We start from the raw sequence: 14,122 nt of genomic DNA, 5'->3' as shown, positions 1-14,122 counted from the left end.
GCAACCGGTTGCATGAGAACGTGTTTGATAAGATCAAAATGGGGAACCCGACCATGAAATACACATCATCCAAGCATGCGAATTCCGTTCGCCTTCTCGGCCTTGGCGTTGCCACCGGCGCGCTGATGTTCAGCAACGCCGCCTCGGCGGAAACGCTGACAATCTGGAGCGGCTATCCGGAAATGGCGCCGTTCTACGAGCACGTTGCCGAGGGCATGAAGGCCGAATATCCGGACCTCGAAGTCGATATCGAAGCCATCGCGCTGCGCGAACACGAAAAGCGCGTGGCGCTCGGCCTCACCTCGGGCGGCGAGGGCACGACGGTAATCGAGCTCGCCGGCTCGACCGCCACCCGCTATCTGGAAAACGACCTGTTGCCGGCAGCGCCCGATGCGATCGCCGACTTCGTCAAGGACCCTGCCAACTTCGGTTCGTTCTTCTCTGATACGGCGAGCTATGACGGTACGGTCTACGGCATGCCGCTGTTCCGCGGCCAGGGTGCGCTGTTCTACAACACAGAGATGTTCGAAGCTGCCGGTATCACCGAGCCGCCGAAGACCATGGAGGACTTCACCACCTATGCCGACAAGCTGACCGAGCGGGATGCCGATGGGAAGCCGGTCGTCTCTGGCTGGAGCATGCGCCTTTCCGGCGGTGGCCAGGGCATTGCCGAGAAATTCTGGATCAACCTGTTCCAGTTCGGCGGTTCGCTGCTGGTCGAGACCGATGATGGCATGTGGAAGACCGATTTCGCCAATGAAGCCGGCCGCAAGGCGCTCGCCCAGTATCTCGACAACATCTACGTCAACAAGACCGTGACGCCGGAAATGCCGGCCGACGCCGATGCCTTCGAGCGCGGCCAGACGGCGATGTTCATCCGCGAATCCTGGGTTATCGGCGATATCGCCGCCAAGGCGCCGGATCTGAAATATGCCACCGCCCCGCTGCCGGTCGGCTCGATCGCGCTGCCGACCAACCTCTACGTTTCGGGCGACGATCAGGATCTTGGCTGGGCTTTCGCCAAGGCGACCAACGATCCGGAAAATCTCGTCTGGCTGCTGAAGAATGTCGGCTGGCTGCCGAACCGTTCGGGCATCGACTACTCTTCGGTCACCGGCGAACAGCCCGCCTTCGCGGCCTTCGTTGACTATCCAGAGGGCTACAAGTTCTTCACGCTGCCCTCCATCGGCCCGATCGAGGAAATCCTGACGCGTGTTGCGGCCCAGCTCACCGTCGCCTTTGGCGATCCGTCGCTTGCCGGCAATGATGAAGCCATCGATGCGGTCCTTGCCAAGACCAATGACGAAGTCGAGAAGATCCTCGACCGCGAAGGCCTGCTTGCCAAGTAAGCCGGTTCGGTTTCACATATAAAAGCCGTCTCCGGGGCCGCAGGGTTCCGGAGACGATTGCCCGCCCGGCGGGCGCGTGCCGGCAGTCGCAGGGTTTGCCGCCGGCCGGATCTCTCATGATAGGCCTTGCACCATGCTCAAACGCAAGCGATGGATTTTCGCGATCCTTGCACTTCTGCCGACACTGGCGATCTTCGCATATGTGCGGATGTATCCGATCGTCGATATCCTCAGGCTCAGCGTTCACCGCTGGAACATCCTGTCGAAGAACAAGCCCTTCATCGGTCTCGAAAATTTCCGGGAGCTGATGGGCGACCACCTGTTCCTCTCGGCGCTGATGAACACGACGATCATCGCCTTCGGTGTGCTGGCGATCACGATCCCGCTCGCCATGGTGATCGCCGCGCTGATCTTCCATCGCACCCGCACGCGGATGTCGGGCTTTTACGAGACGTCGGTGTTCATTCCGCACATCGTCTCGCTGGTGCCGGCGGCGATGGCGTGGAAATGGATCTTCGACGCCCGTCTTGGCCCGCTCAATGCGTTCCTCTCGGTCTTCGGCATCGAGCCGCAGGCGTGGCTGTTCGATCCGGTGCTGTCGGTGATCTGCGTCATCGTCCTGTGTTCCTGGCAGGCGCTCGGCTATGCGGTGCTGATCTATCTCGTCGGCTTCAAGAACCTGCCGGTCTCGCTTTATGAGGCGGCGAAGCTCGACGGGGCCTCGGGGCCGACATCGTTCTGGCATCTGTCGATCCCGATGCTGAAGCCGATCACGCTCTATGTCTCGGTGGTCACGCTGGTCTCCGGCTTCAATGTCTATGCCCAGCCCTTCGTGCTCGCCTCCGACAGCCAGGGCGCGCCCGGTCGGCAGGTGCGCGTGCTGGTGCTCGACATGCTGGAAAACAGCTTCCGCAACTATCGTGTCGGCTACGCCGCCTCCGAAGCTGTCGTGCTGCTGGTCATCGTGCTGGTGCTGACGCTCATCCAGTTCACCCTGTTGCGGGAGAAGGGCAAGGCATGACCGATTTCGCCGAACTCACAGAAGCGGAAATCGCCTCCGGGCGGCGGCTCAGAGCCAAGAAGCGCGCCGTCAACATAGCGATCGACATATTCCTGACGCTGTTTTCGATCGCCATGCTGCTGCCGCTGGTATTCCTCATCGCCAACGCGTTCAAGACGCCGGCCGAAATGCTCGCCTGGCCGCCGACCATCGTGCCGCACGATCCGACGCTTGAGAATTTCAGGGCCGTGCTCGGCGAAACGCCGCTCCTGCGCTGGATCCTCAACAGCGTCATGTTCGCGGTGATGTCGTCGATCGCGATCATCGCCACATCGTCGATTGCCGGCTACATCTTCGCCAAGTTTCACTATCGCAGCCTCAACATCATCTTCGCGCTGTTCCTCGCAACCGCCATCGTGCCGTTCGAGGTCTACATGATCCCGCTCTATTTCCAGGTCAAAAGCCTCGGTCTGCTGAATTCGGTCTGGGGGCTGCTGATCGGCTATCTGGTGATGAGCTTCGGTATCTTCCTGATCCGCCAGAACGTCATTCACTCCATTCCCGACGAGCTTCTGGAGGCTGCAAGGCTTGATGGCGCGAGCGAATTCTGGATCTTCGTGCATATCGTCTTTCCGCTGCTCAGAGGCGCACTCGGGGCGCTCGGCGTGCTCGCCTTCTTCCAGGCGTGGACGGCCTTTGCCTGGCCGATGATCGTCGCGACGACCCGGTCGAGCTATACGATTGAGGTCGGGCTGGCACTGTTCCAGACGGGCTATACCGTCGATCTCGGCAAGCTTTCCGCCGCCTCGGCGACGGTGCTGATCCCCTCCGTGATCACCTTCATGATCCTGCGTCGCAATTTCGTGCAGGGGGTGGCGAGCACCGGGATGAAGGAATGACGATGGATTTTCTTCAGCGCGCGGCGACGCTTTATTCGGCAATGAACGCGCACACCGCCTACTGGATGCTGGCGCGGCCCGCCATCGGTCCGGGTTTCATCGATACCAAGATGAACCCGATCACGCTTGCCGATTATGGTGACGCCGATGGTTTGCGCGGTCCGGCCTTTACCTATGGCTGGATCCAGGGCCGCGGGCTCGAGGCGCTGGCGACCCATGCCGCCTGGTTCGAAACCGAACTGCCGCCGCTCGGCGCAAAGCTCGATGCCGCCGCCCGGCCGCTGATGGCTGCGCTCGATGATTTGCGTCAGGCCGATGGCCACATCTATTTCTGCTACGACGCCGATATGGTGCCGGTACGCGGCGCCGATCTTCAGCAGCAGCAGCGCCCGGCGGATATCTTCACCTATTCAGATGCCTTTGCCGCCAAGGGCCTGATCGCGGCGAAAAGCCGTTACGCGCCGGCTGACATCGGGGACGCGCTTGCAGCCTTTGACCGGGTAATTGCCGCCATCGAGGAAGGTCGTTTCCAGATGGACGAGAAGCGCCCGCTCTCCTTAGAAAGCCTCGCCGATCAGGCCGATGATTTCGGTCCGCGCATGATCCTGCTAGGCGCCGCGGGAATGCTGGGTCGCCTCGGCCATGGGACGCATCTTTCCTACGCCGACCGGTTCATCGGCCATGTCCTGTCACGCCATTTCGATCCTGTCGCCGGACTGTTGCGCAATGTGCCGGGCGAGGATGCCTGCAATGTCGGCCATGGCATCGAGTTCGTCGGCTTCGCGCTCGATTATCTGATCGGCAAGGACATTGCCCCCGACCTTCTGAAGACGCTCGAGACGATCCTTCTGTCGTCGTTCGAAAAGGGCTTTGTCGGGTCGGGCCTCGCGCTCTCCATCTCGCTGACAACCGGGCAGGCGATCAATCCGCTTTGCCCGTGGTGGTCGCTGCCGGAGGCAATCCGCGCCGCGGCCCTGCTTTACGAGCGCACGGGCAATGCCCGCACCCGCGCCGTCTGGGAAAAGGCGCATGATGCCTTCATCGCGCATTACTGGCGCGGCACCCCGCCGATTGCCTATCAGACGATGGATGTGGACGGACCGGTGGATTTCGTGCCCGCCACGCCGGACCTCGATCCCAATTATCACACCGGACTGAGCCTGCTTGCCGCCATCGGCGTTGCCGGGCGCGCCGGAACCTCAACTTTTGCCCACGCAGGATGAAACCATGACTTCCGTTGCTATCCAGAACGTCCGCAAGGTCTATGGTGATGTCGAAACCATCAAGGGGGTTTCCGTCGAAGTGCCGGAGGGTGCCTTCGTCGTGCTGGTTGGCCCGTCGGGCTGCGGCAAGTCCACGCTTCTGCGGATGATCGCCGGGCTGGAAGACATTTCCGGCGGCGTGATCCGCATCGGCGGCAAGGTCATCAACGATGTCGAGCCGAAGAACCGCGATATCGCCATGGTGTTCCAGAACTACGCGCTCTATCCGCACATGACGATCGCCGAGAACATGGGCTTCTCGCTGAAGCTCGCCAAGCGGCCTAAAGCGGAGATCGAGACGCGTGTCGCCGATGCCGCTCGTATTCTCGGCCTGACGGATTATCTCAAGCGCTATCCCAAGCAGCTTTCCGGCGGCCAGCGCCAGCGCGTCGCCATGGGCCGCGCCATCGTGCGCGATCCGAAGGTCTATCTGTTCGACGAGCCGCTCTCCAACCTTGATGCCAAGCTCCGCGTGCAGATGCGCGCCGAATTGAAGGACATCCATACGCGGTTCCGCACCACCACGGTCTACGTCACCCACGACCAGATCGAGGCGATGACCATGGCCGACCAGATCGTGGTGATGCGCGACGGGGTGATCGAGCAGGTCGGCACGCCGCTCGATATCTACGACTATCCGGCCAATGTCTTCGTCGCGAGCTTCATCGGCTCTCCGGCGATGAATTTCTTCGATGGGACGGTTAGCGCAGACGGCACGACGGTGGTGACCGCCGATGGCATCGCGCTGCCACTGCCCGAAGGCGTCAAGCCAGCTGCCGGCCTTGCGGTACGTTACGGCGTTCGCCCGGAAAAGCTGTTCCTCGCCGAAAGCGAGACCGACGGCATCGAAATGTCGGTGGCCGCCGTCGAACCGACCGGCTCCGAGACCTTCATCAAGGGCAGGCTTGGCAAGCAGGAGATCTCCGTGCAGCTGCGCGAGCGCGTGCGGGTCTCGCCCGGTGATACGCTGCGCCTGCGCTATGCCACCGGCGATGCGCATCTCTTCGACGCGACGACCGAGGCCGTCATCCGCTGATCCTTTTGCCGGATGGCCGAGATGGCCGTCCCCCGGAGCCGGGACGTGCGAGGTTGATCAGCCGTGCGTCTCCCTGAAGCGTGCGATCGTTGCGGGCGTGTGCATCTGGCCGTAGAGGGATGCCCAGAACCGCGCGCGCTCGTCCGGCGCGACGGTCTGCCAGACGGCGTCGACAGCGCGCTCGCCGGCCCAGTAGGCATAGACGAAGGGGGCGCGCAGCGCGTGGTTCAGAAAGGCGAGGCGGCCGCCGACGGTCTCCTCGGACTGGAAGCTCGCCGCGGCAATAACCGGAACGATTTCTTCCATCGTGCGGCCCTCGGCATGGCGCATCCACGCGGCATTGCAGCGGAGCGCGCTTCTGAGCCGCTGAAGGTTGACCGCCATCTGGTCGTCCGGCGTGTCCGTCCAGCCGATGAATGCCATGCCATTGTCGGCAATGCCTTCAAATAGTGCACTGGAGGCGGACGAGGTCACCACCTGCGCACCGTCGAGCGGCATCGCGCCGTCGCGAACGTAGATCTCGCGCAGGCCGAGGTGGACGAGATGGCCGGGAAATGCCTCGTGGGCGGCAAGGTGTTTCAGGTCGTAGATGGTGTAGGGGAAATCGAGATTGAGCAGCACCTTGCGGCCGGGATAATCGCAATAGGCCGAAAACGGCTTGTCGGTGACGCCGACGGGCTCGATCCACTCCGCGGAAAGGTCATACATGAAACGCGCCGTCCGTTCACGGGCCTCGCGGGTGAGGTCGGCAAGCCTTTCGATCACCTGCTCGGGCGGAACCTGTCTCTCGGCCTCCCAGCGAGCCGTGTCGGCCGCAAGGTCGCCGCTGCGATAGCCAAGCTCATCCAGGGCATCGCGCATGACGACCCGGTATTCATCGAGGATTGCCTCGTCGACAGGGCCGGGTGCGATGCGGATCTGCCTGGAAAGCCGGTCGGCAAAGCTGATCGGGCGGCCCTCGAAGGTGTCCATCAGGGCGCAGAGAGAGTCTGTCATCTCGAGGATGTAATCCCGCCTCAGCGGCGCGATGTCGGCATCGGCGACCCGCTCGTCGAGCGCGGCAAGTGCCGCGCGCACGGCGTCATAGCTGTCGAACGCGCGTGCCTCGACCGGCGCGACCGCGACCGGGATCAGGCCCTCGGCGTTCAGGAAACCATCGGCGCTGGTGCGCGACCGATAGAGCCGGTCGAGACCGGCGGTAATTTCGGCAAGGTCTTTTCCCGGTTCCATCGTCAATCTCCCGTGTCACACGTGCCCGGCGACCGGCCGGGTCTGATAGGGCGCTTCCATCAGTGCGACGTCCTCATCGGTCAGTTCGACCTCGAGCGCGGCAACCGCATCATCGAACTGGTGAAGCTTGGAAATGCCGACCAGCGGCGCGGTGATGCCGGGCCGGGTCGCAACCCAGGCATAGGCGATCTGCGCCATCGGCCGGCCATGGCGTTCGGCGACGGTGCGCACCGCTTCGACGATCCGGGTCTCGGTTTCGGCGGCGCGGTCATAGAGGGCGCCGGCTGTCGCATCGCTTCTGGAGCGCGTTGTCTCGCCGCGACCGGCGAGCCTGCCGCGGGCGAGCGGGCTCCACGGAATGACGCCGATGCCCTCGGAGCGGCAGAGCGGCAGCATTTCGCGCTCTTCCTCGCGATAGATCAGGTTGTAGTGCGGCTGCATCGAGACGAACGGCGCCCAGCCATGGGCGCGCTGCAGGCCGAGGGCCTTCATGAACTGCCAGGCAAACATCGATGACGCGCCGAGGTAACGGACCTTGCCGGAGCGCACCACGTCGTTCAGCGCATCGAGCGTCTCTTCAAGCGGGGTGTCGTAGTCGAAGCGGTGAAGTTGCCACAGGTCGAGATAGTCCGTGCCGAGACGCTTGAGGCTGCCGTCGACCGCCTCGAACACATGCTTGCGCGACAGGCCTCGATCGTTCGGATCGTCGCTCATCGGATTGTAGAGCTTGCTGGCGATGACCAGCTTGTGGCGCGGCAAGTCCTTGAGAAGGCTGCCGATGACGGTCTCGCTCTCGCCGCGGGAATACATGTCGGCCGTGTCGAAGAAGTTGATGCCGAGATCGAGCGACTTTTCGACGATCGGCCGCGATCCCGCCTCGTCCAGCACCCACGGCGCCCATCCGGGTGAGCCGAATGTCATGCATCCAAGTCCCAATCGCGAGATCTTGAGGCCGGTTTTTCCAAGGGAGACATAATCCATTAATACACCATTCTACTGCAATGTGCCCTGAAGATCAGCTCGGCGATACCAGCGGCATGCCGGCCTCAATGGGCAAAATTCGCTCTTTTGAGCCGTCTTGACGACAATAAATGCACAAAAAACAACCGTATGCAAACTGTATTCAAAAAATAGGCAGACGCTCTTGCCAATTTCAAAATGCTTGCTACGCTAGTGGTGTACTAGATGGAAAGAACACATGTTTCCGATCGACGCCACAGCCATCGACAAGTCGCTTCCCGTTCCGGTCGGCACCCAGCTGCACGGGCTGATGAGCTACGCGCTGGCCTTCGGTGACATTCCTCATGGCACCAAGCTTCCCTCCGTCCGCCATCTCGCCGGCGATCTCGGCATCGCGCCGATGACGGTCGCCGAGGTCTACAAGAAGCTTCGCGATGCCGGCCTGGTCGAGATGCGTCCGGGGCTCGGTGCCTATTCCGTGCTGGGCGCTCACCAGAAGAACCGCGCGGCCCTGCCGATCGACGAGTTGCGCGACGATATTGCCCGGCTGATCGACAAGGCCGAGGCCCGTGGGCTCTCCACCATGTCGCTCGTCTCGATGATCAATGCGCAGGCGCGCCTGCCGCGCCACGATGCCGCGCTCGATATCGTCTTCGTCTGCATCTTCGAAGGGCCGGGGCGCGACTATGTCGAGGAGTTGCGGCCGATGTTCTTACAGGGTGATCACATTCGGCTGGTGCCGCTCGACACGCTGGCGAAATCGGCCGAATGGCGCAAGCGCTGTGCGGATGCCGATCTCGTCCTGACCTTCCGCCATCGCGAGGCAGAGGTGAGGACGCTGGTGCCGGCCGGCAATGTGCTCGGCCTTCACTTCATCCCGTCGCAGATGACCCGTCAGAACCTCGCAGGCCTCGACCCGCGCACGCGCGTTGCCGCCGTTACCCACTTCAAGGAATATATCGCGATCATGCGCCCGAGCGTGCGTGAGTTTGCGCCGCATGTGTCCGACATCACCGTCACCTGGTCTTCCGCGCCCGATCTGAGGGAGACGCTGTCGCGCTGTGATGCGGTGATCTTCGCCTCGGGTGCCGATGAGGTCGCCGAGCTCGCCGCGCCCGGCATCCCCTGTTTCGAGTACCGCCACGCGCCGGACCCGGGGCATATCGAAAGCGCGCTGACGCCGCAGCTTGCTCTGCTTCGCCGCCAGCGCGCCCAATCCGAAACCGCTGATCCCAGAAACCCGCCAAAGAAGGTCGCAGGATAGCAGCGTCAAACCAACCAGAGGGAATAAATCATGAAACCGCTTCTTCTTTCCGCATCCCTTGCCGCCATCCTGGCGCTCGGCGCCGCCCATTCCGGCTTCGCCGCAGAGATGGAAACCGTCGTCATCGGCACGGATGTCGACGCCGGCACGCTCGATCCGCGGCTGACCCGCGACACCACGGCCCAGCGTACCGCGAACCTCATCTATTCCGGCCTCGTCGATCTTTCGTCCTCGCTCGAGCCGAAGCCGGAGCTGGCCGAAAGCTGGGAAAGCCCGGACCCGACCACCATCGTCTTCAAGCTGCGTCCGGACCTGAAGTTCTCCGACGGCTCGCCGCTGACCGCCGATGACGTGGTCTTCACCTTCGAGACTATCCTCGATCCCGATTTCAACGCTCCGCAGCGCACGCTCTACACCCCCATCGAAAAGGTCGAGGCCGTCGATCCCCAGACGGTGAAGTTCACGCTCTCGTCCCCCTATGCGCCGCTGCTGTCCTATCTCGACATGGGCATCGTCTCCAAGGCTGCCGTCGAGGGCGGCCGCGATCTCGCCACCGATCCGCTCGGCGCCGGCCCGATGACGCTTGAAGCCTGGAACCGCGGCAGCGACATCGAGCTTTCCGTCAATGAAAATTACTGGGGTACAGCTCCGAAGGTCGAGGATGCGAAGATCCAGATCATCGCCGACAACACCTCGCGCGCCCAGGCGCTCGAAGCCGGTGACCTCGACGCGATCCAGGCGCCGCTATCGCCGCAGGACATCAAGCGGCTCGAAGCCGACGACCGCTTCGGCGATGCCATCATGCCGGGCCTTGGCGTCACCTACCTGAACTTCAATGTCTCCGACCCGCTGCTGTCCGATCCGGAAATGCGCCAGGCCTTCGCCATGCTGGTCGACCAGGACACGATCGTGAACCAGATCTACCAGGGCGTCGACGAGGTCGCGACCTCGGTCCTGATGCCGACCTCCTGGGCCTATACCGCGGACGTCAAGCAGCCGAGCTTCGATGTCGAAGGCGCGATTGCCAAGTTCAACGCACTCGGCTGGAGCGACAGCAACGGCGACGGCATCCTCGACAAGGACGGACAGCCGCTGACCGTCACGCTCTCGACCCACAGCGAGGACCCGAACCGCATCCAGTCGGTCGAATTCATCCAGGCGATGATGCAGCAGGCCGGAGTGAACGCCGAGGTCAAGATTGCCGACTGGCCGACCTTCTCCACCAATTACGTGCAGAAGGGCGAGCACCAGATCGCGCTGCTGGGCTGGCTCAACATCACCGATCCGGACCGCCTGCTCTTTGCGCAGCTCACCACCGGCGGCTCGACCAACTGGGGCGGCTACTCGAACCCGGAAGTCGACGACCTCCTGAAGCAGGGCCGCTCGAGCCTGGATCAGGCGAAGCGCACCGAAGCCTACCAGAAGGCGGCGGCGATCCTCGCCGAGGAACTGCCCTACTACATTATCTCCGATCAGGGCTATCAGCTGTTCTATTCGAAGGACATTCCCTTCGATGTCGTCGCCAACCCGCGCGGCACCTTCCGCGGCCTGATCGGGCTCGGGCAGTAAAGGGCGGACCCGTATAGGCAGTGATCGGAAAGCTCTTCCTCTTCACGGGCGTCATCCTCTGGCTTGTCCCGAGGGTGACGCCGGAGAGTGAGACGGACGCCGATGAAAGGACATCTCCCCCCTCAATGGGAGAGATTGATGGAGCAAGTCTTTAGCTCCGAAAACATCTTACGGACACGACATAATGGCTTTCAGACAGGTTCTCGGACCGGATTTTTACGCAAGGGTGCATGCCGATATCCGCGCCGGAATGGATGCGGCCGGCATTGATCTGCTGCTGCTCGATTCCAATGACGACGTCATCTACACGACCGGCTTTTCGCACTATACGACCGAGCGTCCGGTGGTGTTTGCGATCACGCGGGATCGCGCCTTTCTGCTGATTCCCAAGCTGGAAGAGGCGCACGCTGCCCACCAGAACATTGCCGCCGAGCCGATCATCTACTTCGAGTTTCCCGGCGTCGACACCTGGTCTGACGTCCTCGGCCGGACCTTGTCGAATGTGACGGGCTCGGTCGCCTATTCGGCGGGTATCTCGCTTGCCCGCATTGGGCCGATCGAGCGCGCCTTTCCGAACGCTTCGCGCCATATCCCGACCGACATCGTCCAGAAGATGCGCCTGCGCAAATATCCGGAAGAAATCGCGCTTCACCGCGAGGCATCGCGGATCTCCGACGAAATGGTGAAGGCCGGCGTGGCGCTGATCGCCGATGCCATGGCATCGGGCGGCGTCCTTCCGAGCGAGATCGAGATCGAATCCTATGTCTCCCGCCATGCGATGAAGATCATGCATGAGGAGCACGAAGGCGTGATGCTGGTGCAGGGGCTTGCCAGCGGGCTCGTCTATTCCGGCGCGCGCTCCGCCTTTCCGCACGGCATGCCGACAGGCAATCCGGTGAAGCGCGGCGAAAGCATCATCCTGTCGCTCGGCTGTCGCGTCGGCGGCCGTGCTGCCGAAAGCGAGCGGACGCTGTTCATTGGCGAGCCGACGAAGACGCAGCAGGAACACTATGCCGTCGCCTTCGAGGCGCAGCGCCTTGGCACCGCCGGGCTTGTTGCCGGTCATACCTGTGCCTCCGCCGACAACCGGGCGCTCGCCTACATTCGCGAGTCCGGCATGAACGAGTATCTGCTGCACCGCGTCGGCCATGGCATGGGCATCATGTTCCACGAGCCGCCATGGGTGGAAGCCGGCGACGAGACGATCCTCGAGCCGGGCATGATCACCTCGTCGGAACCGGCCATCTTCGTGCCCGGCTTCGCCGGCTACCGCATCGCCGACACGGTGCTGGTGACTGCGGATGGCCCGGACAGCATGACCCACTATCCGCGCGCGCTCGCCGACGTGATCATCGCCTGAGGTCGGAGACATGGGTTTTTCACAACGTCTGCCGACATCCTTCTACGAGCGATTGCACCGCGATATCCGCGCCAGGATGGCCGAGCGCGGCATCGGTCTCCTTATCCTTGATGCCGCCGATGACGTGCTTTACACGACCGGCTTCTCCTTCCGCCCGAACGAGCGGCCGGTGGCGCTGGCGCTGACGGCCAGCGACACGATCCTGCTGCTGCCGGAGCTGGAGCGCGAGCATGCGGCACGTCAGGCCGTTGCCGCAGAAACGCTGGTCTATTTCGAGTTTCCGGGCGTGGAGCGGGCTTTCTCCTTGCTTGCCCGTTCGCTCGGCCGAGTGTCCGGCGACGTGGCCCATTCCCACGGTCTGTCGGTCGCCCGCGCCGGCGAGCTTGCCGCGCTCTTTCCGGACAACCGTGTTGTGGCGAGCGACATCGTCTCGGGCATGCGCCAGGTGAAATATCCCGAAGAGATCGCGCTTCACCGGGAGGCTGCGCGGATTTCCGACGCCATGGTCACGGCCGGCGTCGATCTGGTCACCGATCTCTTCCGCGCCGGCAAGCCGCTGCCGAGTGAAATCACGCTTGAGGCCCATGTGGTCCGGAGTGCGCTCGACATCATGGAAAGCGAGCACGACGAGATCATGAACGTCAATACGCTCGCCGGCGGCCTCGTCTATGGCGGGCCCAATTCGGCCTACCCGCACGGCATCATTTCAAGCCGGCGGATCACGCCCGGCGAGAGCTTCATTCTGTCGCTCGGCTGTCGGGTCGGCGGGCGCGCCGCCGAGAGCGAGCGAACCTTCATTCTCGGAGAGCCGAGCATCGAGCACGAGTCCTATTACCGTATTGCCAGCGAGGCGCAGGCGATCGGTACGGCCGGCCTCGTCGCCGGCAGAACCTGCGCTTCCGCCGACATCGCGGCGCTGAGTTTCATCCGCGAGGCGGGCATGACGCCCTATCTGAAGCACCGCGTCGGCCACGGCATGGGAGTCGCCTTTCATGAGCCGCCCTGGGTCGAGGCCGGCGATCAGACCGTGCTTGTCGCCGGAATGATCTGCTCCAGCGAACCCGCGCTCTACGTTCCCGAGGTCGGCGGCTTCCGGCTTGCCGATACGGTTCTGGTGACCGAACACGGACCGGAGCCCCTGACCAATTCCCCCCGCCGTTTCGAGGAGATCGTGCTGTCATGATCCTTATCCCGGCCAAGCGGAGGCAGCCATGCCAGCCTATGTGATCCGACGCCTCCTGCTCCTGATCCCGATGGCGGTCGGTACCGTGATCGTGACCTTCTGCCTGTTGCTGCTGATCCCCGGTGATCCTGCCGCCGTGCTGCTCGGCCAGGATGCGAGCCCCGAGGGTATTGCCAGCCTGCGCTCCGCCCTCGGCCTCGACCTGCCCTGGTATCAGCGTCTGCTTTCCTATTTCGCCCATCTTCTTCGCGGCGACATGGGCATGTCGATCTTCCAGAACGAGCCGGTGTCGAAAATCATCGCCGACCGACTGCCCGCGACGCTGGAGCTTGCCATCGTCTCGCTGATCATCGCCGTCGCCATCGGCATGACGCTTGGCGTGCTGGCGGCGATGCGGCAGGGCTCGTGGATCGACAGCTTCGCCATGCTGTTCGCCCAGCTCGGCGTGTCGATGCCGGTCTACTGGCTCGGTCTCCTGCTGATGCTCGCCTTTGCCGTCCAGCTCGGCTGGCTGCCGGCCGTCGGGCGCGGAGAGGGCATCGTGCCCTCGCTGGGCGATGCCTTCACCGGCAATCTGACGCCGCTTTCGGATTCTCTGAAGCACATCGCGCTGCCGGCGCTGGCGCTGGCCGCCAATTCCGCCGCCGTGATCTCGCGGCTGGTTCGCGCCTCGATGCTGGAGGTGATGCGCGAGGATTTCGTCCGCACCGCCTATGCCAAGGGCCTCAGAAGGCCGCGCGTGGTCGTCCGCCATGCGCTCCGCAATGCGCTGCTGCCGGTATTGTCGATCATCGGTCTGAGGTTCGGGGCGCTCCTTGGCGGGGCGGTGCTGACGGAAAGCATCTTCGCCTGGCCCGGCCTCGGCCAGCTCACCATCACGGCGATCTCGCAGCGCGACCTGCCGCTGATCCAGGGCATTGTGCTCACCTTCGCGCTGCTGTTCGCGTTTGTGAACCTGATCGTCGATCTTCTCTATGCCGCGGTCGATCCGCGCATCAGGCTCGGGTGAT

The 14,122-nt window shown here is 63.2% G+C and carries 12 protein-coding genes; 10 read left to right on the top strand and 2 right to left on the bottom strand.

Annotation, left to right across the window (positions count from 1 at the left end):
• The first annotated feature begins 53 nt into the window (after positions 1-53).
• The 5 genes from TM49_RS03440 (at position 54) to TM49_RS03420 (ending at position 5,546) form a co-directional block, all read left to right on the top strand.
• Positions 54-1,349, top strand: a complete 1,296-nt coding sequence (locus TM49_RS03440) for an ABC transporter substrate-binding protein (protein WP_045684698.1) — start codon at positions 54-56, stop codon at positions 1,347-1,349.
• Between the two features lie 133 nt (positions 1,350-1,482).
• Positions 1,483-2,370 carry a carbohydrate ABC transporter permease gene (locus TM49_RS03435; protein ID WP_045679545.1) on the top strand — a complete coding sequence of 296 codons (888 nt, stop codon included), beginning with the start codon at positions 1,483-1,485 and terminating at the stop codon, positions 2,368-2,370.
• On the top strand, positions 2,367-3,248 hold the full coding sequence (locus TM49_RS03430; protein WP_179945013.1) for a carbohydrate ABC transporter permease: 882 nt from the start codon (positions 2,367-2,369) through the stop codon (positions 3,246-3,248). The genes TM49_RS03435 and TM49_RS03430 overlap by 4 nt, the downstream gene beginning before the upstream one ends.
• A gap of 2 nt (positions 3,249-3,250) precedes the next feature.
• Positions 3,251-4,471, top strand: coding sequence for an AGE family epimerase/isomerase (locus TM49_RS03425; protein ID WP_045684694.1), 1,221 nt, complete (start codon positions 3,251-3,253; stop codon positions 4,469-4,471).
• Between the two features lie 4 nt (positions 4,472-4,475).
• Positions 4,476-5,546 (top strand): ABC transporter ATP-binding protein, encoded by a 1,071-nt coding sequence (locus tag TM49_RS03420; protein ID WP_045679544.1) that lies wholly within the window; start codon positions 4,476-4,478, stop codon positions 5,544-5,546.
• Positions 5,547-5,603: 57 nt separating this feature from the next.
• On the opposite strand, the gene TM49_RS03415 is transcribed toward TM49_RS03420, so the two are convergent.
• Positions 5,604-6,776 (bottom strand): hypothetical protein, encoded by a 1,173-nt coding sequence (locus TM49_RS03415; protein WP_045679543.1) that lies wholly within the window; start codon positions 6,774-6,776, stop codon positions 5,604-5,606.
• Between the two features lie 15 nt (positions 6,777-6,791).
• Positions 6,792-7,757 carry an aldo/keto reductase gene (locus TM49_RS03410; RefSeq protein WP_045679542.1) on the bottom strand — a complete coding sequence of 322 codons (966 nt, stop codon included), beginning with the start codon at positions 7,755-7,757 and terminating at the stop codon, positions 6,792-6,794.
• 217 nt (positions 7,758-7,974) lie between these two features.
• Here TM49_RS03410 and TM49_RS03405 point away from each other — a divergent pair, with 217 nt between their 5' ends.
• The 5 genes from TM49_RS03405 to TM49_RS03385 all read left to right on the top strand — a co-directional run bounded on the left by TM49_RS03405 (position 7,975) and on the right by TM49_RS03385 (position 14,121).
• Entirely contained in the window at positions 7,975-9,000 is a 1,026-nt protein-coding gene (locus TM49_RS03405; protein ID WP_045679541.1) for a GntR family transcriptional regulator, read from the top strand.
• Positions 9,001-9,030: 30 nt separating this feature from the next.
• Positions 9,031-10,569 (top strand): ABC transporter substrate-binding protein, encoded by a 1,539-nt coding sequence (locus TM49_RS03400; protein WP_045679540.1) that lies wholly within the window; start codon positions 9,031-9,033, stop codon positions 10,567-10,569.
• Between the two features lie 184 nt (positions 10,570-10,753).
• Positions 10,754-11,929, top strand: coding sequence for a M24 family metallopeptidase (locus TM49_RS03395; RefSeq protein ID WP_045679539.1), 1,176 nt, complete (start codon positions 10,754-10,756; stop codon positions 11,927-11,929).
• Between the two features lie 10 nt (positions 11,930-11,939).
• Entirely contained in the window at positions 11,940-13,112 is a 1,173-nt protein-coding gene (locus TM49_RS03390; protein ID WP_045679538.1) for a M24 family metallopeptidase, read from the top strand.
• A gap of 28 nt (positions 13,113-13,140) precedes the next feature.
• Positions 13,141-14,121, top strand: coding sequence for an ABC transporter permease (locus TM49_RS03385; protein ID WP_045679537.1), 981 nt, complete (start codon positions 13,141-13,143; stop codon positions 14,119-14,121).
• Position 14,122 lies beyond the last annotated feature (1 nt).

The sequence above is a fragment of the Martelella endophytica genome, from assembly GCF_000960975.1.
Lineage (GTDB): Bacteria > Pseudomonadota > Alphaproteobacteria > Rhizobiales > Rhizobiaceae > Martelella > Martelella endophytica.
This window is presented reverse-complemented; position numbering and strand designations above follow the sequence as displayed.

Coding starts and splice junctions, on each gene's coding strand:
- TM49_RS03440 (WP_045684698.1), top strand. CDS start 54: ATGAAATACACATCATCCAAGCATGCGAATTCCGTTCGCCTTCTCGGC.
- TM49_RS03435 (WP_045679545.1), top strand. CDS start 1,483: ATGCTCAAACGCAAGCGATGGATTTTCGCGATCCTTGCACTTCTGCCG.
- TM49_RS03430 (WP_179945013.1), top strand. CDS start 2,367: ATGACCGATTTCGCCGAACTCACAGAAGCGGAAATCGCCTCCGGGCGG.
- TM49_RS03425 (WP_045684694.1), top strand. CDS start 3,251: ATGGATTTTCTTCAGCGCGCGGCGACGCTTTATTCGGCAATGAACGCG.
- TM49_RS03420 (WP_045679544.1), top strand. CDS start 4,476: ATGACTTCCGTTGCTATCCAGAACGTCCGCAAGGTCTATGGTGATGTC.
- TM49_RS03415 (WP_045679543.1), bottom strand. CDS start 6,776: ATGGAACCGGGAAAAGACCTTGCCGAAATTACCGCCGGTCTCGACCGG.
- TM49_RS03410 (WP_045679542.1), bottom strand. CDS start 7,757: ATGGATTATGTCTCCCTTGGAAAAACCGGCCTCAAGATCTCGCGATTG.
- TM49_RS03405 (WP_045679541.1), top strand. CDS start 7,975: ATGTTTCCGATCGACGCCACAGCCATCGACAAGTCGCTTCCCGTTCCG.
- TM49_RS03400 (WP_045679540.1), top strand. CDS start 9,031: ATGAAACCGCTTCTTCTTTCCGCATCCCTTGCCGCCATCCTGGCGCTC.
- TM49_RS03395 (WP_045679539.1), top strand. CDS start 10,754: ATGGCTTTCAGACAGGTTCTCGGACCGGATTTTTACGCAAGGGTGCAT.
- TM49_RS03390 (WP_045679538.1), top strand. CDS start 11,940: ATGGGTTTTTCACAACGTCTGCCGACATCCTTCTACGAGCGATTGCAC.
- TM49_RS03385 (WP_045679537.1), top strand. CDS start 13,141: ATGCCAGCCTATGTGATCCGACGCCTCCTGCTCCTGATCCCGATGGCG.